The following is a 21520-nucleotide window of genomic DNA, read 5'->3' on the forward strand; positions in this document are numbered from 1 at the left end:
CCCAGGTGTTATCTGTGATATTTTATCGTAGGTATGTGACACTTCGCTTGTCAATCTGTTCCGGGCGGGTACTCTGAATGGGCAAGTCCAGAGGCAGAGGCGAACATGACGGGTCCCCGCATCGCCAAGATCGACCAGTCGAAACTGCGCGAAAATGCCTATTTCGCGCTGCGCGACGCCTTCACGCGCGGTGAATTCGCCCCCGGTGACACCGTCAATCTGCGCGGGTTGGCCGATCAGTTGGGGACCTCCATGACGCCCGTCCGCGAAGCGGTTCGCCGCCTCGTGGCCGAGGGTGCGCTGATCGACACGCCGAGCCGGACGTTGATGGTACCACCCTTCGATGCGGACCGGATGCAGGACCTGAAGAGGGCCCGGCTCGCGCTCGAAGCGCTCGTGCTCGACCAGGCGATCGGCCGGATGGACAGCGACACTCTGGATGAGATGGAGGCGGTCCTCGCAGCACCCCGCGACGCCGGCCGCACAACGCCGGATCTGCAGCAAAACCACGACTTTCACTTCGCGCTTTACCGAAAAAGCGGATCAAAGGTTCTTCTGCCGCTGGTCGAGGCGCTGTGGCTGCAATACGGCGCCTATCTCAACCTTGTCATCCATCATCACGACGCAACGCGGATCGACGAGCACAAGCACCATCACGAGATTGTCGAGGCGCTTAGGCGCGGCGACCGGAAGGCGGCCCATGCCGCGCTTGCCGAGGATATTGAGCGCAGCTTCCGGGTGATCGCGCCCGAAACAACGGGTGGGGCCGCGGTGTGAGTGACGCTGTTCGGCCCGACCGTTACCGGCTTGGCGATCTGGAGATCAGCCGCGTTCTGACCGGTCTCTGGCAGGTCGCCGATATTGAAAAGGGCGGCCAGACCATTGACCCCGACAAAGGGGCGGACGCGCTGCAGGCCTATGCCGAGGCAGGCTTCACGACCTTCGACATGGCCGACCACTACGGCTCGTCCGAGATCATCGCGGGGCGGCTCCTGTCACGGTTCGAGGGCCGCGCCGACCGGCCACTTGCCTTTACCAAGTGGTGCCCGGAGCCGGGTCCGATGGCGGCCGACTTGGTGCGCGCCGGCGTTCAGGAACGGCTGGATCGGCTGGGCGCCCAGCGCGTCGATCTCCTGCAGTTCCACTGGTGGAGCTACCAGCATCCCGGCTGGCTCGACGCGCTGCACGAACTCGCGAAGTTGCGGGACGAGGGGCTGATCGGTGAACTCGGCGTCACCAATTTCGACGCCGCGCACCTGCATCTGGCACTTGCAGATGGTGTTCCCGTACTGACCAATCAGGTGCCGTTCTCGCTTCTGGACCGGCGGGCGGCGGGACCGCTGGCCAATCTGTGCAACCGTTCGACGGTGCGGCTTCTGGCCTATGGCACGCTTTGCGGTGGTTTCCTGTCGGAACATTGGCTGGGACAGCCGGAGCCTACAGAGATCACCGACTGGTCGAAGATGAAATACAAGCGCTTCATCGACACCGCCGGCGGCTGGGAGCCGTATCAGGACATCCTGAAAGCTGCAAACGAGATCGCGCGGAAACATGACGTTTCCATCGCGAATGTTGCGACCCGCTGGGTGCTGGATCAGACCGGTGTTGCGGGCGTGATCATCGGGGCGCGGCTCGGCGAAAGCGAGCATATGGCCGACAATGCGCGCATCTTCTCATTCCGGCTCGATGCCGAGGATCGAGCGCACCTCGATGCCGCTTTCGCGGCAACTCGCCCGCTGCCCGGCGATTGCGGCGACGAGTACCGCAAGCCGCCTTTCCTGACCGCCTCGGGCGATCTTAGCCATCATTTGGACGCGATGCCGCTGGCGTCTGAGGCGACGGACGTGCCGCACCGGCCCGGTGCACGTCGCGTCATGACTGGTTCGGAGTGGGAGGAGATCGCGGGCTATTGCCGCGCCCAGCGGATCGACGACCGGATTCTGGTCTCGGGCACGACCGCCACGTCCGGCTCAAACCGCTCCGTGGCCTCCGCGGATGCCGCCGCGCAGACGACCTTCATCCTCGACAAGATTCTCGCGGCGCTGGCCGCCCTCGGCGCCTCGGCCGGGGATGTCGTGCGGACGCGAATCTATCTGACCAATTCAGACGACGTTCAGGGCGTTTCTCAGGCGCATGGCCGCGTCTTCGGCGAGATCAAACCCGCGAACACGCTGGTCGTCGTGGCGAAACTCATCGGCGATTACCGGGTCGAGATTGAGGCCGAAGCGATATCGCGCTGCCGCGCCGCCACAGGATGCGAACCGTCCGAGGCATGATCTTGCCGCCTCGAAACTCAGCAAGTGATCCCGCCCGCATCGCTGCATCGTGGTGCACGGGTCAAGGGTCGCTTCGGGCCGCGAGCGCCAGATACCGAGCATTCCGTGTACCGCCTATTGCCTGCCTTTCCTTCCGGGATATTGGCAGTCGAAGTCCCTCATGCATGTTGTCCGCTAGCGCACCGGCGGCCGACCAGCGGGCTGGTTGAGGAGAGTAACAGATAGTCTTTGACGCAGCCACCAATGCGGCGCGGTTGTCTGTTGCGCCTTTGTTGGCTTGGACAGGCGTGATTTCTGTCATCACTTCCGGCGGCTTCCGTCGTCAACAGGATTAGTATTGCAAGGTTGGCCTTAACTTCCTGCGGCGCCACGTGAAGGAAGCGTCTCGAATGATTAGACCCAATAGCAAGCTTCTTTGGTGCCTCCCGCACCAAGGAGTTCAACGGCAGATCTAGGCGAAGACGAGGGGCCCCGAATGCAGGCAAGATTCTCCCAAGGGCAGGGCAGCCTGAGTATGGATGAATGGGGTCTTCATTGAGCAGTTCAGTTCGGCAGTGGCCTCGCATGCACAATACCAACACAGAGGACAGAAGCGGCGAACTTCCGTTCTGAGATCAATTCGACGCACGCTCCGCAACGCCTGAAGCGGATGGGACGCACACAGACTGACATTGGCGGCCATAATGACAACTTACAACACCCATCAGACCCGCCTTTCGATGAAAAAGCCCAGACGCCCCAGCAACGGGCGCTCGTGGACTATGCACCACTCTCAGGGCCCGTTGGGTTCAATCAAACTGATCGCTGCCGCCTGCTCGAATGAGCGCGTAGCGGCATCTGCCAATATCTGCGCGCGCAATCCATCCACTATTCCTGGTGAGATGTGCTTCTGACTGACCACGCCCTCCACGAAATGCGCCATCTCTGCGCGGTAGGCTGCTTCGTAACGCTCCAGGAAGAAATGCTGCGCCGGCGCCTTCCTGAATCCCGTCGAAGTGGCAATCTCTACAGTGTTTTCCAGCACGTTCCCGGCCCGCAACATACCCTTCTCGCCATGCACTTCGATCCGTTGGTCGTAACCGTAGCTGGCACGGCGGGAATTGGTGATCTGGCAGATCCGGCCGCTTTCCGTGGTCAGCGTCACCGCCGCCGTGTCAACGTCGCCAGCCTGACCGATCTCCGGGTCGACCAGCGATGCGCCCACCGCGTAGACCGTCACCGGCTCTTCCCCCAGCAGGAACCGGGCCATGTCGAAGTCATGGATCATCATGTCCCGGAATAGTCCACCGGAACTCTGGATATAGCTGATAGGAGGCGGCGACGGATCGCGGGACTGAATCGTCACGATCTCGACCCCGCCGATCTCTCCCGCCGCGATACGCGCCTGGACATTGGCAAAGTTGGGGTCGAAGCGGCGATTGAAGGCCGTCATAAACGGCACGCCGGCGGCCTCCACCGCCTTGATGCAGTCGCGGATCCGATCGGCCGACATGTCCACCGGCTTTTCGCAGAAGATCGCCTTGCCCGCAGAGGCGGCGGCATGGATCAGGTCGAAATGGGTGTTTGTGGGTGTGCCGATGACAACGGCGTCGACGTCGGCGCTGGCGATGAGTTCTTCGGCCCCCATAACAGTGGCGCCGGTCTTATCCGCCAGTGTCCTGGCCGGCGCCTCCAAGGCATCGGCGACTGCGGCTACCCTGGCGCCGTCGATCTGGCCGATGGAACGGCCGTGAACCTGACCGATCCTGCCGCAACCGAGAAGTCCGATGTTCAGCATTTCATGCTCCCTTGAAGGCTCGCAGCACGGTGCGGGTGGCGGCCACCAGTGGTTCATGGGTTTCTCTGAGAATCTGAACCCGGTCGAAGCGGTCCGGATCACGGTTCACCGCCTCCCTCAAGGCCTGACCGAAGGCCATGCGCAACTCCGTGCCGATGTTGAACTTGCAGATTTTTGACCCGCGCGCCAGCGATGTGCGTTGTGCGACAGGTACCCCCGATCCGCCATGGATCACCAGCGGCACCTCGGTCGCGGCTTCGATCGCGCGGATGCGGCTCTCGTCGAGCCCGCCTTCCTTGTCGCGCTGCAAATGCACGTTGCCCGCCGAGATGGCCATGGCATCCACCCGCGTTTCCCGCGCGAACCGTGCGGCTTCTTCAGGGTCGGTCCCGGCAGAGCCCTCGCCGCCGGAATAGCCGACAAAACCGATCTCGCCCTCGCAGGACACGCCCGCCGCGCGGGCGATCTCGGCGATCGCGGCGGTCTCCTCGATGTTCTGGGCAAGCGGCTTGCGCGAACCGTCGAACATGACCGAGGTGAAGCCGCAGTCGATGGCGATGCGACAGTCCCCGGCGGTGTAGCCGTGGTCGAGATGCGCCACGATCGGCACCGAGGCCGCCTCGGCCAGGTGGCGAAACATCGCGCCCAGCACGGGCAGTGGAGTGTGTTCGCGGCAGGATGGGCCGGCCTGCAGGATCACCGGCACGCCTTCGGCCTCCGCGGCGGCGACGTAGGCGCGCATGTCTTCCCAGCCGAGCGTGACCAGACCGGCGACGGCATAGCCGCCTTTCAGCGCAGGTTGCAGCACCTCGGCGAGCGTCACGAGGCTCATTTGAACTTGGCAACCATGTCCATGATCCCGGGGATCGTGTGCAGCTGCGCCTCGTGCGTCGGCTGGAAATACTGCTTCAGGCTGCGCTGGCTGAGCCCGCCGAGGATGGTGAAATAATACATCTCGTAGCCCGGAAGTGCGGCGCAGGGGTGATAGCCCTTGTCGAGCAGGATCGTCGAGCCATCCATGATATGGTAGGCATCGCCCGGTTCGTTGTCCTCGCGCTGGAGCATCTGCAAACCAGAGCCGTAGTTCGGCCGGAAACGGAAGTTGTAGGTCTCATCGTGGCGGGTCTCGATCATCTCGCCGTCGGCGCCCCTGCGGTCGGTGTCATGCTTGTGGCTCGGGAATCCCGACCAGCCGCCCTGTCCGACGATGAACAACTCGGAAACCAGCAGACGGCCCACCTTGTCGTGGTATTTCGTGCCGAGGATATGCTTGATCTTGCGGTGCGTCTTGGTGTCGTCCGAGCCGTATTGCACCACGTCGAGATCGGCGGCACGCACGTCGAACGGTTCCAGCACGCGGTCGTATTTCGCCCCCGCGATAAAGGTCTCGGTCGTGTCGGAAACGCAGGTGATGCGCACCTTGGCGCCGACGGGAACATAGACGCCCTCGGGTTCTCCGTCCCAGACATCGACGCCCCGGTTGCCGAGGCGCTTGAAGGCCGCGCCTTCGACATCGACATCCACCGTCCCGGTCGCGGGGACCACGCATGTCTCGTAGCCCGGAACCGCGTATTCGAACACCTCGCCCTTCTTCAGCTTGACGATGTTGAAATAGTTCAGCGGCACAAGTGCGTTATCGACGTCGACGATCGGTACGTTCTGGTTGTCGTGGGGCGCGATATGCATCTGCGTCTCCTTTCAGGTCCGGGTTGGGCCGGGATGTCCAGCCAGAAATTCTTCGAGTTCCACGGTGGTCGGCATCGCCCCGGCGCAACCCGGCTTGGATACGACGATCGAGGCGCAGGCCGAGCCGCGAAGGACGGCATCGCGCAGGTTGTGACCGCTGGCGATCGACGCCAACAGACCGGCCATGAAACTGTCGCCCGCGCCATTGGGTTTCACGGCGGTGACGGGATAGATACCGGTGCGGATTTCCTGTCCGTCCACCAGCGAGACGGCGCCTTTCTGCCCCATCTTGTAGATCACCATCTTGCCGCGTGCGGCCAGTTCCCGGGCTTTATCCAGCCCCTTCTCGATCCCGCCCGCCATGAAACCGAATTCCTCGTCATTGCCAACGATCAGGTCGCTTTCGTCGCCCGCGCGGCTGAGCACGTCGGCGGCCACCTCGGACGAGGGCCAGCTATAGGGGCGGTAATCGATGTCGAAGATCACCGGGACACCGGCCTTCCGCGCATTTTCAAAGGCGCGAAAGGTGGACCCGCGCGAAGGTTCGGCGGCAAAGACTGTTCCGGCGGTGATGAGCGCGCCGAAGGCCGCGTAGTCCACCCGGTCGACATCTTCGTCCGTCACCTGGAAATCTACCGCGTTGTTGCGGTAGATGCAGAGCTGGAAATCCTTCATCGTGCTTTCATAGACCGCGAGAGAGACGCGGTATTCGCCGCCGATCACCTTGACGTATTGCGTGCCCACCCCGTAGTGGCGCAGCTTGTTGGTGCAAAACCGCCCGACCGCGTCGTCGCTGACCGAAGTCACCAGCGCTGAATCCATGCCGAGTTTGCAAAGCCCCGCACAGATGTTTGCGGAAGAGCCGCCCAGATCGGCGCGGAAGGTCTCTGCCCATTCGGCCTTCGTGCCCTGCGGGTCGGCGAACATGTCCATGCCCGCGCGTCCGAAGACCGCGAACCGGCCCTTGCGGATGCCGTCGATCAGCGCGCTCATCACACCCCCCGCCGCTGGCGCTCGCGCGAGGATTCCCAGTCTTCATGCGCTTCACGCACTCGGTCGTCCTCGGTGATATGCGGCGTGCCGACCTCCCACCAAGCGTGGCCTTGCGCGGTCCAGCCCTCGTAGGGATCCACGTTCATCACGATCACATAGGTCTTATTCGAGGCCTTGGCGCGCTTGAACGCCTCGCCAAGTTCGGCGGAGTTGGCGACCTTCTCGGCCTCGGCCCCCATCGACGCCGCATGGGCCGCGAAATCCACGCCGAAGGGTTCGGGAATGGTGGGGCAGTCGGCCAGCAGGTTGTTGAAGCTCTCGTTGCCGGTGTTGTTCTGCAGTTTGTTGATGACCGCGAAGCCGCCATTGTCCAGCAGCAAGACGATCAGTTTCTTATGGCTCAGAACCGAAGAATAGATGTCCGAGTTCAGCATCAGGTAAGACCCGTCGCCACAGAAGGTGATCGTGTCCTGCTCCGGTTCCTGCTCGGTCTGAGCGATGCGCGCCCCCCAGGCACCGGCGATCTCGTAGCCCATGCAGGAAAAGCCGAATTCCACGTCGACCGTGCCGATATCCAGCGTGCGCCAGTTGGCCGTGACCTCTGCCGGCAGCCCCCCCGCCGCCGCAATTACCCGGTCACGCGGATCGCAAAGGTCGTTCACCACGCCGATGGCTTGCGCATAGGAGTTGGGCCGGTTGCCGGGCTTCACGTTTTCGGCGACGTAGGCGTCCCACTTGGTCCGTTCATCCTTGGCGAAGCCCACCCACGCCTCCGGCGCGGTATAGTCCAGCGCCTCGGTCAGGGCCTTCAGCGACAGTTTCGCGTCACCCACTACCGGCAGCGACATGTGCTTGCCTGCGTCGTGCCGCGCCGCGTTGACCGCGACGATCTGCGCGTCCTTGGCGAAGGCCGTCCAGGATCCGGTGGTGAAATCCTGCAACCGGGTGCCGACGGCGAGGATCACGTCGGCTTTCTCGGCAACCGCATTGGCGCTGTCCGATCCGGTCACGCCGACCGGCCCGATATTGAGCGCATGGGTCGCCACCATGTTCGCACGACCCGCGATGGTCTCGACCACGGGGATCTGGTGCGTCTCGGCAAAGGCGGTCAGTTCCTCGACCGCACGCGAGTACTGAACCCCGCCACCCGCGATGATCATCGGGCGCTCGGCTGCCTTCAGCGCGGCCACGGCATCGGCGATCTCGGCCAAGTCGGGCGATTGGCGGCGAATGCGATGCACCTTCTTGGCAAAGAACACTTCGGGGTAGTCATAGGTCCACCCTTGCACGTCCTGCGGCAGGCCGATGAAGGTAGGGCCGCAATCCGCCGGGTCGAGCATCGTTGCCAGGGCGGCGGGCAGCGACTGGATCACCTGCGCAGGGTGACAGATGCGATCCCAATAGCGGGAGACCGGCTTGAAAGCATCGTTCACGCCAAACGTCGGATCGCTGAAGTTCTCCATCTGCTGCAAGACCGGATCAGGCAGCCGGGTGATGAAGGTATCGCCGCAGAGCATCAGCATCGGCAGGCGGTTGGCATGGGCCAGCCCGGCAGCGGTCAGCAGGTTGGCGGTTCCGGGGCCGGCAGAGGCGGTGCAGAACATGAAACGCTGGCGCAGCCACTGCTTTGAATAACCGGCTGCAGCAAATCCCATGCTCTGTTCGTTCTGGCCGCGATAGAGCGGCAGCTCCTCGCGCACGCGGTTCAGGGCTTCGCCAAGGCAGGTCACGTTGCCATGCCCGAAGATGCCGAAGCCGCCGCCGCAGACCCGCAGCTCCTGCCCGTCTATTTCGATGAACTGATTACTTAGCCAGCGAATGATCGCCTGGGCCGTCGTCAGCCGGATGGTGCCGTCAGTCGAAGTCATAAGCGCGAACCCTCCCTGGGAATTCTCGATCGCTGGCTATTTGCAGCTTGCCATATCTTTAATCTCACGATACAAAATTTGCAACCGGTTGCAAACACAAACCGCGAAAAATTCGGGAGGGGATGATGGCTGAAATCGGCATCGGCGTTCTGGGCGGCGGCTACATGGGCAAGGCGCACTCGGTCGCCATGTCCTCCGTGGGCGCGATCTTCGACACTGCGCTCCGGCCCCGGCTGGAAATGGTCTGCGCTTCCAGCCCGGAAAGTGCCGAACGCTACCGCAAGGCCTATGGGTTCGCCCGCGCCACGCATGACTGGCGAACCCTCGTTGATTCGCCCGAGGTGGAAGCTATCGTCATCGCGACGCCGCAAGAAACCCACCGCGATATTGCCGAGGCGGCCTTTGACCTTGGCAAGCCGGTGTTTTGCGAAAAGCCGCTTGGCGCCTCTCTCGAAGACAGCGCCGCGATGGTCGCCGCCGCCGACACAGCGGGCGCGGTCAACATGGTAGGTTTCAACTACATCCGCACCCCCGCCAGCCAGTTCGCGAGGAAGCTGATCGCGGATGGAGAGATCGGCGACATCACATGGTTCCGCGGCGAGCACACCGAGGATTTCTATGCTGATCCCGAGGCGCCGGTTACATGGCGCACCAGCGGCATGGCCAACGGCACGATGGGCGATCTGGCACCGCACATGATCAACGGCGCGCTCGCGCTCATGGGACCTATCACAAGGGTCATGGGTCTCTATGAAACCGTTCACGAAAAGCGCCCTGGCGGCACCGTCACAAATGACGACCACGCCCAGATGATGTGCCGGTTTGAGAACGGTGCCATGGGGCAGATGTATTTCTCGCGCGTGGCAACCGGGCGCAAGATGGGCTATGCCTATGAAATCTCTGGCACAAAAGGCGCGATCCGCTTCGATCAGGAGGATCAGAATGCGCTCGGGCTCTACCGCATGGAAGGCCCCGAGGCGACGCGCGGCTTCACCAAGATCCTGACCGGCCCGGCCCATCCGGATTACGAACCCTTTTGCCAGGGGCCTGGCCACGGCACCGGCTATCAGGACCAGATCATCATCGAGGCAAAGGACTTCCTGCGCGCCATCGAGACCGGCAAGGCTCTCTGGCCCACCTTCCGGGACGGGCATGAGGTCAATCGGGTGATCGCCGCAACGCTGGCCTCGGCCGACAGCGGAACCTGGAAAGACATCAACGACTTCTGATGACGGGAGACACCGAAGAATGACAATCAGAATTGGCAATGCGCCCTGCTCTTGGGGCGTCGAGTTCGCCGATGACCCGCGCAACCCGACCTGGCCGCACGTCCTGAAGGAATGCGCCGAGGCAGGCTACACGGGCATCGAACTCGGCCCCGTGGGTTTCATGCCTGAAGACCCGGCCGTGCTCCGCGAAGGACTGGAGGAAAACGGGCTGGAGCTGATCGGCGGCGTTGTGTTCCGCCCCTACCACGACCCGGACGCGTGGGACGACGTGCTTGACGCGACCCACCGCACCGCTCGCGCGCTAACGGCGCATGGCGCGCGGCACATGGTGCTGATCGATTCGATCTCGCCGCGCCGCGCGCCCACCGCCGGCCGCGCCGGTGAGGCCGAGCAGATGGACAAGGCCGAGTGGACCGCCTACCGCGACCGTATCGCCAATAGCGCGCGCATCGGGGCCGAGGAATACGGGCTGACCGTGGGAATCCACGCCCATGCCGCGGGCTTCATGGATTTCGAGCCCGAGCTTGAGCGTCTGCTGGGCGAGGTCGATGAAAATATCCTCAAGATCTGCTTCGACACCGGCCACCATTCCTATGCGGGCTTCGATCCGGTGGCCTTCATGAAAAAGCATATCGACCGCATTTCCTACATGCATTTCAAGGACATCGATCCCGAGGTCAAAGCCCGCGTGATCGAGAACCGCACCGGCTTCTATGATGCCTGCGGCCAAGGCATCTTCTGCAATCTGGGCGAAGGCGACGTGGACTTCCCCGCCGTCCGCCAGGTGCTGCTTGATGCCGGCTTCGCAGGCTGGTGCACCGTCGAGCAGGACTGCGACCCGACCCTCAACCCCGACACGCTCGGGGATGCGCGCAGGAACCGCGCATACCTCGAATCCATCGGATTCGTCTGAGGAGACAAGCCATGAGCAAACTGAACTGGGGCATGATCGGCGGCGGCGAAGGCAGCCAGATCGGGCCCGCGCACCGGCTGGGCGCGCAGGCAGACGGACGTTTCAACTTTGCCGCCGGCGCCCTGGACCACCGCCCCGAAGAGGGCCGCGCCTATGCCCAACGGCTGGGCATCGCCGCCGACCGCGCCTATGGCGACTGGAAAGAGATGCTAATGGGCGAGAAGAGCCGCGATGACCGGATCGATCTGGTCACCGTCGCCACGCCCAACTCCACGCATTTCGAGATCGCAAAGGCATTCCTCGAAGCAGGCTTCAATGTGCTCTGCGAAAAGCCGATGACCATGACGGTCGAAGAAGGCGAGGAAATCGTCCGCGTCGCCGAAAAGTCCGGCAAGATCTGCGCTGTGAACTACTGCTATTCCGCCTATCCAATGGTCCGGCAGGCCCGCGCCATGGTCCGCGCTGGCGAGATCGGCAAGGTGCGTCTTCTTGTCACCAATTTCAGCCACGGCCACCATGGCGATGCCACCGATGCAGACAACCCCCGCGTCCGCTGGCGATATGATCCCAAGATGGCGGGCGTCTCGGGCCAGTTCGCCGACTGCGGCATTCACGCGCTGCACATGGCGAGCTTTGTCTGCGACGACGAGGTCGAACGGCTCTCAGCCGATTTCGCCTCGACGATCCCCAGCCGCAAGTTGGAAGATGACGCGATGGTCAACTTCCGCATGTCGGGAGGCACTGTGGGAAGGCTCTGGACCTCTTCGGTCGCCATTGGGCGGCAGCACGGCTTCGACATCCAGATCTTTGGCGAAACTGGCGGTCTGCGGTGGGCTTCGGAACAGCCGAACCAGCTGATCTACACCCCCGTAGGCGGGCGCACCCAGATCATCGAAAAGGGCGAAAGCGGTCTGCATGAAGACGCCCGACGTCTTAGCCGCGTATCAATTGCGCATCCCGAAGGGTTCCCGCTGGCAGTGGCCAACATCTATTGCGATCTGGCCGACGCGATTGCGGGCGAGGCCCGCGACGGTCTACCCGGCGCCGAGGCCGGCGTGCGGTCGATGGCGGCGGTGCACGCCGCTGTCGCATCGGCCAAGGAAAACGGCGCGTGGATGGACGCGCGCCCGCCGATGTTTCGTTAGGCGAACGGAGCGGGGCGCAACGTGCCCCGCTCCACGACCGAACAAGAGAATATTCGCGCCTCGGGATAGCGGTCTGGATCATCGAGCGTTGCGACCATCAGCTCGATGGACGAGCTCACGATTTGCTGAATCGGCTGGCGGATTGTCGTCAGGTTGATGTTGTTCCACCGCGCCATTTCCATGTCGTTCAGCCCCAGAATCCCCACATCCGCCGGACAATCCAACCCGCTGTCCTTGATCGCCGAAAGCGCCCCGATCGACAGCACGTCGTCACCGCAAAAATAGGCCTGCGCCGGGGACTTCTTGAGCAGACGCAGCATCTCTTCCCGCCCGGCATCGAAGGAATAGGCTTGGGCGAAGGAATGACTGACCTTGACCTTCAGATGCGCGGACATCTCCGACATGAAGCCAGAATAGCGATCCTGAGTAGAGGTTGCGGATTCCGGCCCGCCCATGAAGCCCACACGTGCATAGCCCCGCTCCACCAGTGTGCGCGCCGCCAGACGTCCGGCCTCGCGGTTGTCGATCCCCACCACATGCACCTCGGGCGCCGACGAATATCGGCCAAAGGAATGCACCACCGGCACACCAAGTTCGCGGAATGCCTTGGCGAAACCCGGCGACAAGGTTGATGAGGCCACGACTACCCCGTCCACGGAATACTGCCGCAACATTCGCACGGAGCTTTCCGGATCGGTCTCTTCGGAAAGGTTGACCAGCAGCGGCCGTAACCCCCGGCCCTGAAGCCCACGGGTGAACAGGTCGAAAACCTGAAGAAAGATCGGATTGTGGAAGTTGTTCGATACAAGTCCGATCAGCTTGGTCCGGCCGGTCGTCAGCGACGAGGCCAGCGCATTCGGGCTGTAGCCCAGTTCGCGCGCTGCCTTCTCGACCTTGCGTCGCATGGCATCCGAAACAGATGCGCCATCGGTAAAGGTGCGCGACACCGCTGACCGCGAAACGCCGGCCCGTTCCGCAACCTCTTTCAACGTAACTGCCATGTGTTCAGGTCCACAGCACACTGGATTCTTGTCATTTTACCGGGATTTTGCGTTCGGAACAGCCCCAAACTAGTCTTGTTTATGCAACCGGTTGCAAGGAATCGCGTGCGCCGATCGACTGACTATCGAGGGACAGGCCAAACCCGCCTCGAATTTTGGAACACCAGGGAGGAACACATGCACTCGGTGCTCAAGAAGCTCGCGCTGGCCACGGCGGTCGCCGCCGCGCCGCTGATCGCGGCCTCGGGCGCCTCGGACGAAGGCGAGAGATACATTCTGGTCAGCCACGCGCCGGACAGCGACTTCTGGTGGAACACCATCAAGAACGGCATGGCACTGGCGGGCGAGCAGATGAACGTCGAGGTCGAGTACCGCAACCCGCCCACGGGTGACATTGCCGACATGGCGCGGATCATCGATCAGGCGGCGGCTTCGCGGCCGGACAGCACGCCAAGGATGACGGCGTCACGTTGTTCCTCTGTGTCAATCATTCGATCCAGCAACCCACGCTGGCCGAGCGCTGCCAGGGCTTTGCAGACGGACTGGGTATTGGACTGGGGACCGCGATGCTCGACAGCGGCGCCGATCCGGCCGAGATCAAGAACCGCGATCTGGCCTATCTTTCGGCCAATCCCGACACCGATGCCATCCTGAATCTTGGTCCGGTGTCGGCCGATCCGACCCTGCTCGCCGCTGTTATCCTGAACACCTAAACCCGTCGCATAATCACGGGGGTGCACTGATATCACCGAAGAGAGCAAGTTCCATCACGGCTATCCCAAGGACGATGTCCAGCCGATCATCGAGATGAAGAACATCGAAAAGCACTTTGGTCGCGTGATCGCCCTTGCTGGCGTCAGTTTCGATGTGAGGCCGGGCGAATGCCACTGCCTTCTGGGCAAGAACGGCGCCGGCAAGTCGACCTTCATCAAGACCATGTCCGGCGTTCATCAGCCGACGGCGGGCGAAATCTACTTCGAAGGCAAGTCGATGCACTTCGACGACCCGCGCGATGCCATCGTCGCCCGGATCGCCACGGTGCACCAGCACCTCGCCATGGTCCCGCTGGTGAGCGTGAGCCGGAACTTCTTCATGGGCAACGAGCCCGAGCGCAAAGTTGCCGGGAGAAGTTTCCTCGACAAGAAACTGGCCGACGCCGTGACCATGGAAGAGAGGCGCAAGATGGGCATCAACCTGCGTCGTCCCGACCAGGTCGTCGGCACGCTGTCTGGGGGCGAGCGCCAGACGGTGGCGATTGCGAGGGCGGTCCATTTCGGTGCCAAGATCCTGACTCTTGACGAACCGATATCGGCGCTTGGCGTGCGCCAGACGTCGAACGTCCTGGCGACGATCGACAGGGTCTGCAAACAGGGCATCGGCGTGGTTTTCATCAGCCACACTGTGCGCCACGCCTTGGCGGTTGGCGACAGGTTCAGCGTGCTCAACCGCGGCAAGACCCTGGGAACGGACAAACGGGTTGAAATCTCTCCCGAGGAACTTCAGGATTTGATGGCGGTCGGACAGGAGCTTGCCGAGATTGAAGGGTCGCTCGGCGGCAATGTCTGATCCTGCTGAATCGGCAAGTCCTCCTCGAAACATGCGCCGGAGGAGTCTTGCCGGAAGCGATCCATAGGCAGCGTCAGCCTCGATTGGTCACCGAGCCAGTCTGATGGCAATCTGATGCCGTGGTTTTGCGGGCGGGGAATTCGACCTTGGCAGCAAGGGTGTATTCGCGACCCGAACAAGTTCACTCGTGAACATGGCCAATGTCCGCACGGACTCCAGGTCGCCTGGCAGCGCCGCAGATTGAGGCAGATTTTCGGGATCCTTTGACGATACGCGTGCAATATCGCGTCATGCTCTTATGGCATTCAAAGCGGATGCCCGCTTCAGTCCTCCTCTCCGGAAGGTCGAATCTGTGCCGCTTGCGTAGCATCATCTGCCGTGCCGCTCTAACCTCTGCCTACCGGATGGGCGCGGTGGTTTTGGCGCCGATGCTCACTGCGTTTTGAAATCGAACAGATTGTTAGTGCATTGGGCGAAGAAAGCCCGGTCTCTGTTGGCGCGTGTGAACCGGGCAGCAGGATCGAACGGAGACAGGGTCTTGGACTGCACCTACCTCTTAACCCCGAAGGCCGCGCCATGGGGGGGTGCTTAGGTATTTCCGGGTCGCGCGGGGTACCCAGTCCGGGATCGCCCGGGCCAGTACAACATCTGTTTCGATCGGCAATGTAGGCTATGAGCTGCCGAAAACGGGAGCGAATAGGCATGATCCGGGCGCAAATCGTCTTCTGGTGCAAGCCGCGTTCGCCGTGTAAGCGAGGATCATGGAAGGAGTTTCGCAAGATTTCGCACCGTGGCGCATGTCCATTGCGCCCATGATGGACTGGACCGACCGACACTGCCGATACTTTCACCGGCAGATCAGTGCCTGTGCCCTTCTCTATACCGAGATGGTGACGGCGCCTGCGGTGATCCATGGCGATCGGGACCGGCTGCTCGGGTTCGATGGTGCCGAACATCCTGTCGCGCTCCAGCTCGGCGGGTCGGAACCCGCTGAACTCGCCGAAGCGGCCCGGATCGCGGGCGACATGGGCTATGACGAGATCAACCTCAATGTCGGCTGCCCCTCCGACCGGGTCCAGTCGGGCTGTTTCGGCGCGGTTCTGATGGAGCGGCCGGAACTCGTGGCCGACTGCGCGGCTGCAATGATCGCCGCCTCGACGGTCGAGGTGACGGTGAAGTGCCGGATCGGAGTCGACGACCAGGTGCCCGAGGAGGTATTGCCTGCCTTCCTGGAAGCGGTCTCCGCCACCGGTGTCAAGCGGTTCGCGATCCATGCGCGCAAGGCCTGGCTTCAAGGGCTCAGCCCGAAGGAGAACCGCGACATCCCGCCCCTCGACTACCCACTTGTCGCCGCAATGAAGCGTGCCTTCCCGCAGCTTCATATCTCCGTCAATGGCGGCGTCACGTCTCTTGATCAGGCGGAGGCGTTCCTGGCCGATGGGCTCGACGGCGTGATGATCGGGCGCGCCGCCTATCACGAGCCCTACGACGTTCTGGCCGAGGCGGACGAGCGCATCTTCGGCGCGGGTTCGGGCCCCGACCGGTTCGAGGTGATCGAGCGCATGCGGCCCTACATCGCGCGACATCTCGAAGGCGGCGGCCGGCTTCACCAGATCACACGCCACATTCTCGGGCTCTTTCACGGCCAGCCGGGGGCGCGGGCCTGGCGGCGTATCCTGTCCGAACGCGCCAATGCGCCGGATGCCGGGCTCGACGTGATCGACGCGGCGCTGCAGCCGATGCGGCGGCTCGCGGCCTGATCCCTCTGCTGGCCTTGGAATCTGCTCCGCGCTATTTGAGCGGGAGAGGGAGGGGATGCCAATGCCGGTCCGGACCATTCTGGATATGAACGCATGTCAGTCGCGGGGGGTGCCCGTTGCCCTTCGCGGGCGTCCGTCATGCAACACGTTTAGGAACAAGTTGCGGTGCTAGACCTGCTGGACACTCGCGGCTGGGCGCGGTTTCCCGCCGATCCCGCCTTGGCGCGCTGGGTGGCGGCGGCGCTGCCCGCCGCGCGCGCGGCGCTAAACGAAAGCAGCGCGCCCGTCCGTTGTGGCGGGACCTGGGATGTGGGGCTCAACCTTCTGCCGAACGACCCGGCGGGCGGCGTGGGTGGCGTGCCACTGACAGGCGCGGCCATCGACGCGGCGGCCGCGCTTTTCGGGCCACTGCCGCTTCACCGCGCACAGCTCTCGGCCGTCTATCCCGGCTATCCCCAGCCCTGGGACGGTGAGAGCGATGCGGCATTCCGCTTCCGGCTGAACCGGGACGCCGCCCATGTCGACGGGCTCTTGCGCATCGGCCCCGAACGCCGCCGCCAAATCCGCGAACCGCATGCCTGGATCCTCGGCCTGCCGCTGACCGAAACCAGCCCCGGCGCGAGCCCGCCCGTCGTTTGGGAAATGAGCCAGACCGTCATGGCGCATGCGTTTCGCGAGGCGCTTGCCGATGTGCCGGAGGCCGACCGGCCCGAGGCCGACATAACCGAAGTCTACCAGGCCGCGCGCCGCGAGGTGTTCAGGACCTGCCGGCGCGTCGTCTTGCACGCGAATCCGGGCGAGGCGGTCCTGATCCACCGACTCGCGCTGCACGGCGTCAGCCCGTGGCAAGAGGGCGCGGAGGCGCCCAAGGAGGGCCGCATCATCGCTTATTTTCGCCCTGAACTGCCGGGCGGGATTGCCGACTGGCTGGCGTGACCGGCAGACGCATCTGTTTGCTACGCAGGGATCGGGCACCCGCTAGACTTGCCGCGACGGCTGCCAAGGAGAGCCTGCCCGACACCGGGGCCCGTTCGGTCAATTGCTACCAGGCGCGGTGCCGGGACATCTGGGACATCTGCACCGAACCGAGGATCCTCGATCTGATCGAGGACGTTGTCGGCCCGGGCATCGTCTGTCGGGCCTTACATTTCTTCTGCAAGATGCAGCACGATCCGAAGGCGGTTCCGCAGCATCAGGACGCAACCCACTGGCATTTGACGCCCGCCCGGACGGTTACGGTCCGGCTCGCGATCGACGATGCCGACGAGGACAATTCCGCGATGCGGTGCATTCCCGGCACCCACGACAAGGGGCATCTTCAGTTCCGGGGAGCGGGCGAGGGAGCGGTGCTGCGCTTCGAGACGGTCGGCGCGGAGGCGCTGGCGGCATCACCACCGTCCAAAGGGCGACGACGTCTCGCTTGCAAACTGCCCGCACGATATCGGTGGCAACTGAGCCCGAGCGCAAAGCGGGTTTGGCCGAGGCCCCGGTGCCGCCCGCCGAACCTTATGTGCCGCCGCCGGTCCGGGCGGCGCGCCCGCCCCGCCGCTGACGCAGCCGCGGCGCGCGGCCGGGCAGTTCGGCCATGATCCGGCTGCGCTCATCGGCGCTCAGCCGACCCCAGCCGGCGATCTCTTCGATCGAACGATAGCAGCCGACGCAGATCCGCTCGGTCGGATGGACCACGCAGACCCTCACACAGGGCGAGTCGATCTCCCGCCGTTTCCAGACCTCGTCATTCATGCCTGCCGCCTCAGATTGCCGATCCTGTCGAGCGCCCCTTGAAGGATATACCCTGCCGCGACGTGGTCGATCACCTCAGAGCGACGCCTGCGTGTCGTATCCGCCTCCAAGAGCGCGCGCTCGGCGGCGACGGTAGACAGGCGTTCGTCCCAAAACCCGATCGGCAAGTCGGTGAGCCGGGTGAGGTTCCGCGCGAAGGCGCGGGTCGATTGGCAGCGCGGGCCTTCGCTGCCGTCCATGTTGCGCGGCAGGCCGAGGATCAGCCCGCCGATTTCGCGCTTTGCGCAGATCGCGATAAGCGCCTCGGCATCAGCGGTGAACTTCTTGCGCCGGATCGTCTCGAGCGGCGTGGCGACCGACAGCCGCCGGTCCGAGACCGCGACCCCGATCGTTTTCTCGCCAAGGTCGAGCCCGGCGACGGCCCGGTCGCGCGGCAATGCGGCGGCGAAGTCCTCGATCGCGTCGAAGATCATTCCGCGATCCCGGCCCCTGTGGCGGCCGCGCGCACAGTGGCAAGCTCCGCCTCGCGGTCCGCGAAGACGGACTGGGCTTCGCTCCAGATCGCGGTGGCGCGCTCCGTCTCGCCCAAAACCGCCAAGGAGGAGATGAGCCGCGCCCAGTCTTCGGCCGGCCCGCCCTCGGTCGCCAACCGGTCGGCCAGCCCGTCGACCATGCCGCGGATCATCTCGGTGCGTTCGTCCGCGTCCATCTCGGACGCGGCCGCTATGTCTCCCGCGTCGGGTCCGGGCGCCGAGCCTGCAGGGGCCGGCGGCGTGTAGTCCACACCGGCCGCCTCGGCCAGCATGATGATATCGGCACGAATGGGCGGGATCCAGGGCGCCTCTTCGGGGCCTTCTTCCAGAAGCGCGCGCCACAGCTGGAACGCCCGGTCGGGCCGGCCAGTCTGCGCCCACATCAGCCCCATGTAGAACCGCGCCGTCGGGTTCCGCGGATCCCGGACCAGCGTCTCGGCCAGTGCGGCCTCGGCCTCGGGTGAAACATAGCCGTCAGCCGCGAGGATGTAGTTGTCGGCGAGCGCGGCGAAGTCCTGCGCGGTCGCCTTCGCGTCAGCCAGTGCCACGACGCGCGCCTGCGCCGCCGCGGCGGCCGCATAGTTCCCAAGGTTCGCTTCGTTGCGCGCCAGCAGCCGCTGGCCCGTCAGGTCGTCAGGATGTTCGGCGACGGCGGCGCGCAATCGCTCCATCAGCTCCAGATAGGCCGCGTCGGGCTCGGGTCGGGGACTTTCGGACTGCCCCGCCGCCTCGGCCTCGGCCTGCGACGGGCGTGTCGCGCGGAACGCCTCGGCCCGCTCGATCCGCTTGGCAATCGGCAGGTCGGGATAACCCGGCGCGCCGATTTTCAGATAGAGCGCGAAGGCGCCCGAGAGCGCCACACCGGTCGCCAGCAACGGCACGAGGGGCGATCCACGCCTTGTTGCCTCCGTTGCCGCCCCGGACCGGTCCGCTTCGAGGATGCGCCGGGAAATCTCGATCCGGGTGCGTTCGGCCTCGCCCGCCTCGATCACGCCGCGGGCGAGATCGCGCTCGACCCCTTCGAGCTGCGTGCGGTAGACGGCGATGTCGGAATTGGCCGAGCCTTCCCGCCCGGCGCGGAACAGCGCGCGCAAGAGGAGCGCACCGGCGGCGGCGGCAAGGCAAGCTGCGACGATCCAGAAGGGCATTCGGCCTCCGTCTTTGGCCTCCATCTAAGGCCTTCGGCGCGGCGGCGGAAGGGGCGGGAGCGTCCATTCTCGCGTCCGCGATGTCGCAGAGTAGCGGTAATGTCGCATTTTTCCGAAATGCGACGCTTGCCAGCCTGTTGCAAATCGTGCGCCGATCCATCAAGCGCCACAGGGGCGCCACCTGTGTCTGAGAGGGGATTCGGCATGGCCATGAAGCGTTACTCGGCATTCGCCGTCGCACGAGAGGCGATGAGCTATCATCTCGGCTGGGAACGTGCCTGGCGTTCGCCCCAGCCGAAGAAGAAGTACGACGTCATCATCATCGGCGCCGGGGGTCATGGTCTGGCCTCCGCCTACTACCTCGGCAAGAACCACGGGATCACGAATGTCGCGATCATCGAGAAGGGCTGGCTCGGCGGCGGCAACACGGGGCGCAACACGACCATCATCCGCTCGAACTACCTGCAGGACCCTTCGGCCGCGATCTACAACAAAGCCCTGTCGCTCTACGAGACGATGAGCCAGGACCTGAACTACAACGTCATGTTCTCCCCCCGCGGCCTTCTCATGCTCGGCCAGACCGAGCACGAGGTCAGAGGCTACAAGCGCACGGTGCACGCCAACAACCTGCAAGGGGTCTCAACCGAGTGGATCTCGCCCGAGCGCGTCAAGAAACTGGTGCCGATCATCAATATCGACGGGCCGCGCTACCCGGTCCTCGGCGCGCTCTACCAAGCGCGGGGCGGCACGGCGCGGCACGATGCGGTCGCCTGGGGCTATGCGCGGGCCTGCTCGGCGATGGGCATGGATGTGATCCAGCAATGCGAGGTGACGGGTGTGCGTTCGGAAGCCGGCAAGGTTGTCGGCATCGACACCACCAAGGGCGCCATCGACTGCGACAAGCTCGGCGTCGTCGTTGCCGGACATTCGAGCCTGCTGGCCGAGATGGCCGGCTTCCGCCTGCCGATCGAGTCGCTCGCGCTTCAGGCGCTGGTCTCGGAGCCGATCAAGCCGTGCATGGACGTGGTCGTGATGGCCAATACGGTGCACGGCTACATGAGCCAGTCCGACAAGGGCGAGATGGTGATCGGCGGCGGCACCGACGGGTTCAACAACTACACTCAGCGCGGGTCGTTCCACCACATCGAGGAAACCGTCCGCGCGCTCGTCGAGACCTTCCCGATGATCTCGCGGCTGAAGATGCTGCGCCAATGGGGCGGCATCGTCGACATGACCGGCGATCGCTCGCCCTTGATCTCGAAGACGCCGGTCGAGAACATCTTCGTCAACTGCGGCTGGGGCACCGGCGGCTTCAAGTCGATCCCGGGCTCCGGCTGGGCGATGGCGGAGCTGATGGCGAAGGGTCACTCGCCGCTCGCCGAGGAATTCTCCATGTACCGCTTCCGCGAAGGCAAGTTCATCGACGAAAGCGTCGCGGCCGGGGTGGCGCATTGATCCTTGGCCGCGAATATTATTTGTACGCTGGCGCCGCAGTCATCGCCATTGTCGGCTATCTCGTTGATCTGCGGATCGGCGGGAACGCCTTCGCGCGTGCCGGGGCGGTTATGGTGGCCTACGGCGCACTTCTGGCCGGGCGCGAAATCTATCTGATGGAACGGGCGATCACCCGCCACGAATCCCGTGTCGAAAAGCTGGAAGCCGCCTATCTCGACGCCGCGCGCAACGGCCAGGAGGGGTCGGCCGAGGACGCCTTTTCCCGGCTCGCGCAGAACCTATCGGAATTCCGCGCGGCGCGGATCGAGCGGGTGGGGCGCATGATCTATGCTGAAATTCTGATCCTATGCTTCGGCACCATCATCTGGGGCTTCGGCGACCTTGTTGTCTGACGCTCAGAACCTAATGACCCTCTTGAAGGAGGCGG

General features: G+C 64.0%; 21 protein-coding genes. 12 read left to right on the forward strand and 9 right to left on the reverse strand.

The annotated features are described in order from the left end of the window. Positions 1 to 105 precede the first annotated feature (105 nt). Together DEA8626_RS05220 and DEA8626_RS05225 are read left to right on the forward strand one after the other, a co-directional pair. On the forward strand, positions 106 to 777 hold the full coding sequence (locus DEA8626_RS05220) for a GntR family transcriptional regulator (protein ID WP_108851976.1): 672 nt from the start codon (positions 106 to 108) through the stop codon (positions 775 to 777). Continuing rightward, the gene (locus tag DEA8626_RS05225; protein WP_108851977.1) at positions 774 to 2276 is read left to right on the forward strand and encodes an aldo/keto reductase; all 1503 of its coding nucleotides are present in this window, start codon (positions 774 to 776) and stop codon (positions 2274 to 2276) included. Before DEA8626_RS05220 ends, DEA8626_RS05225 begins: the two co-directional genes overlap by 4 nt. Before the next feature lie 772 nt (positions 2277 to 3048). Here DEA8626_RS05225 and iolG read toward each other — a convergent pair. Genes iolG through iolD form a run of 5 tightly spaced genes read right to left on the reverse strand, consistent with a single transcriptional unit; the run spans position 3049 to position 8600 of the window. After that, positions 3049 to 4053, reverse strand: coding sequence for an inositol 2-dehydrogenase (iolG, locus tag DEA8626_RS05230; protein ID WP_108851978.1), 1005 nt, complete (start codon positions 4051 to 4053; stop codon positions 3049 to 3051). Position 4054: 1 nt separating this feature from the next. Then, entirely contained in the window at positions 4055 to 4885 is an 831-nt protein-coding gene (locus DEA8626_RS05235) for a class II fructose-bisphosphate aldolase (protein ID WP_108851979.1), read from the reverse strand. After that, the gene (locus DEA8626_RS05240) at positions 4882 to 5739 is read right to left on the reverse strand and encodes a 5-deoxy-glucuronate isomerase (RefSeq protein WP_108851980.1); all 858 of its coding nucleotides are present in this window, start codon (positions 5737 to 5739) and stop codon (positions 4882 to 4884) included. Before DEA8626_RS05240 ends, DEA8626_RS05235 begins: the two co-directional genes overlap by 4 nt. A gap of 12 nt (positions 5740 to 5751) precedes the next feature. Further along, entirely contained in the window at positions 5752 to 6732 is a 981-nt protein-coding gene (locus tag DEA8626_RS05245; protein ID WP_108851981.1) for a PfkB family carbohydrate kinase, read from the reverse strand. Then, on the reverse strand, positions 6732 to 8600 hold the full coding sequence (gene iolD, locus DEA8626_RS05250; protein ID WP_108851982.1) for a 3D-(3,5/4)-trihydroxycyclohexane-1,2-dione acylhydrolase (decyclizing): 1869 nt from the start codon (positions 8598 to 8600) through the stop codon (positions 6732 to 6734). Before iolD ends, DEA8626_RS05245 begins: the two co-directional genes overlap by 1 nt. 125 nt (positions 8601 to 8725) lie before the next feature. Here iolD and DEA8626_RS05255 point away from each other — a divergent pair, with 125 nt between their 5' ends. From DEA8626_RS05255 to DEA8626_RS05265, 3 genes are read left to right on the forward strand one after another with little or no spacing between them, the layout of a single operon-like run. Next, positions 8726 to 9829 (forward strand): Gfo/Idh/MocA family protein, encoded by a 1104-nt coding sequence (locus DEA8626_RS05255; RefSeq protein WP_108853325.1) that lies wholly within the window; start codon positions 8726 to 8728, stop codon positions 9827 to 9829. A gap of 19 nt (positions 9830 to 9848) precedes the next feature. Continuing rightward, complete coding sequence (locus DEA8626_RS05260) at positions 9849 to 10742, forward strand: TIM barrel protein (protein ID WP_108851983.1); 894 nt, start codon at positions 9849 to 9851, stop codon at positions 10740 to 10742. An 11-nt stretch (positions 10743 to 10753) separates the two neighbouring features. Then, positions 10754 to 11887 carry a Gfo/Idh/MocA family protein gene (locus tag DEA8626_RS05265; RefSeq protein ID WP_108851984.1) on the forward strand — a complete coding sequence of 378 codons (1134 nt, stop codon included), beginning with the start codon at positions 10754 to 10756 and terminating at the stop codon, positions 11885 to 11887. Here the strand turns inward: DEA8626_RS05265 and DEA8626_RS05270 are convergent. Beyond that, the gene (locus DEA8626_RS05270; RefSeq protein ID WP_108851985.1) at positions 11884 to 12888 is read right to left on the reverse strand and encodes a LacI family DNA-binding transcriptional regulator; all 1005 of its coding nucleotides are present in this window, start codon (positions 12886 to 12888) and stop codon (positions 11884 to 11886) included. The two genes, DEA8626_RS05265 and DEA8626_RS05270, sit on opposite strands and share 4 nt — an antisense overlap. A gap of 470 nt (positions 12889 to 13358) precedes the next feature. Between DEA8626_RS05270 and DEA8626_RS21815 the strand changes: the two genes are divergently transcribed. From DEA8626_RS21815 to DEA8626_RS05295, 5 genes are all read left to right on the forward strand, one after another. Continuing rightward, entirely contained in the window at positions 13359 to 13601 is a 243-nt protein-coding gene (locus DEA8626_RS21815; RefSeq protein WP_497706967.1) for a hypothetical protein, read from the forward strand. 94 nt (positions 13602 to 13695) lie between these two features. After that, complete coding sequence (locus DEA8626_RS05280; protein ID WP_108851986.1) at positions 13696 to 14454, forward strand: ATP-binding cassette domain-containing protein; 759 nt, start codon at positions 13696 to 13698, stop codon at positions 14452 to 14454. A 761-nt stretch (positions 14455 to 15215) separates the two neighbouring features. Then, positions 15216 to 16214, forward strand: coding sequence for a tRNA dihydrouridine(20/20a) synthase DusA (dusA, locus tag DEA8626_RS05285; RefSeq protein WP_108851987.1), 999 nt, complete (start codon positions 15216 to 15218; stop codon positions 16212 to 16214). A gap of 165 nt (positions 16215 to 16379) precedes the next feature. Next, the gene (locus DEA8626_RS05290) at positions 16380 to 17150 is read left to right on the forward strand and encodes a hypothetical protein (protein WP_108851988.1); all 771 of its coding nucleotides are present in this window, start codon (positions 16380 to 16382) and stop codon (positions 17148 to 17150) included. Then, complete coding sequence (locus DEA8626_RS05295; RefSeq protein WP_245890774.1) at positions 17147 to 17803, forward strand: phytanoyl-CoA dioxygenase family protein; 657 nt, start codon at positions 17147 to 17149, stop codon at positions 17801 to 17803. Before DEA8626_RS05290 ends, DEA8626_RS05295 begins: the two co-directional genes overlap by 4 nt. Here DEA8626_RS05295 and DEA8626_RS05300 read toward each other — a convergent pair. The 3 genes from DEA8626_RS05300 to ccmI are packed head-to-tail and all read right to left on the reverse strand — an operon-like array spanning position 17721 to position 19638. After that, positions 17721 to 17957, reverse strand: coding sequence for a DUF1289 domain-containing protein (locus DEA8626_RS05300; RefSeq protein ID WP_108851990.1), 237 nt, complete (start codon positions 17955 to 17957; stop codon positions 17721 to 17723). The genes DEA8626_RS05295 and DEA8626_RS05300 overlap by 83 nt on opposite strands. Further along, positions 17954 to 18430, reverse strand: a complete 477-nt coding sequence (gene ruvX / locus DEA8626_RS05305; RefSeq protein ID WP_108851991.1) for a Holliday junction resolvase RuvX — start codon at positions 18428 to 18430, stop codon at positions 17954 to 17956. Before ruvX ends, DEA8626_RS05300 begins: the two co-directional genes overlap by 4 nt. Next, the gene (gene ccmI, locus DEA8626_RS05310; RefSeq protein WP_108853326.1) at positions 18427 to 19638 is read right to left on the reverse strand and encodes a c-type cytochrome biogenesis protein CcmI; all 1212 of its coding nucleotides are present in this window, start codon (positions 19636 to 19638) and stop codon (positions 18427 to 18429) included. The genes ruvX and ccmI overlap by 4 nt, the downstream gene beginning before the upstream one ends. A gap of 210 nt (positions 19639 to 19848) precedes the next feature. On the opposite strand from ccmI, the gene DEA8626_RS05315 reads away from it, so the two are divergent. Next, positions 19849 to 21093 carry a sarcosine oxidase subunit beta family protein gene (locus DEA8626_RS05315; RefSeq protein ID WP_108853327.1) on the forward strand — a complete coding sequence of 415 codons (1245 nt, stop codon included), beginning with the start codon at positions 19849 to 19851 and terminating at the stop codon, positions 21091 to 21093. Between the two features lie 20 nt (positions 21094 to 21113). Continuing rightward, positions 21114 to 21485 (forward strand): hypothetical protein, encoded by a 372-nt coding sequence (locus DEA8626_RS05320; protein WP_146188835.1) that lies wholly within the window; start codon positions 21114 to 21116, stop codon positions 21483 to 21485. Positions 21486 to 21520 lie beyond the last annotated feature (35 nt).

The sequence above is a fragment of the Defluviimonas aquaemixtae genome, assembly GCF_900302475.1.
Lineage (GTDB): Bacteria > Pseudomonadota > Alphaproteobacteria > Rhodobacterales > Rhodobacteraceae > Albidovulum > Albidovulum aquaemixtae.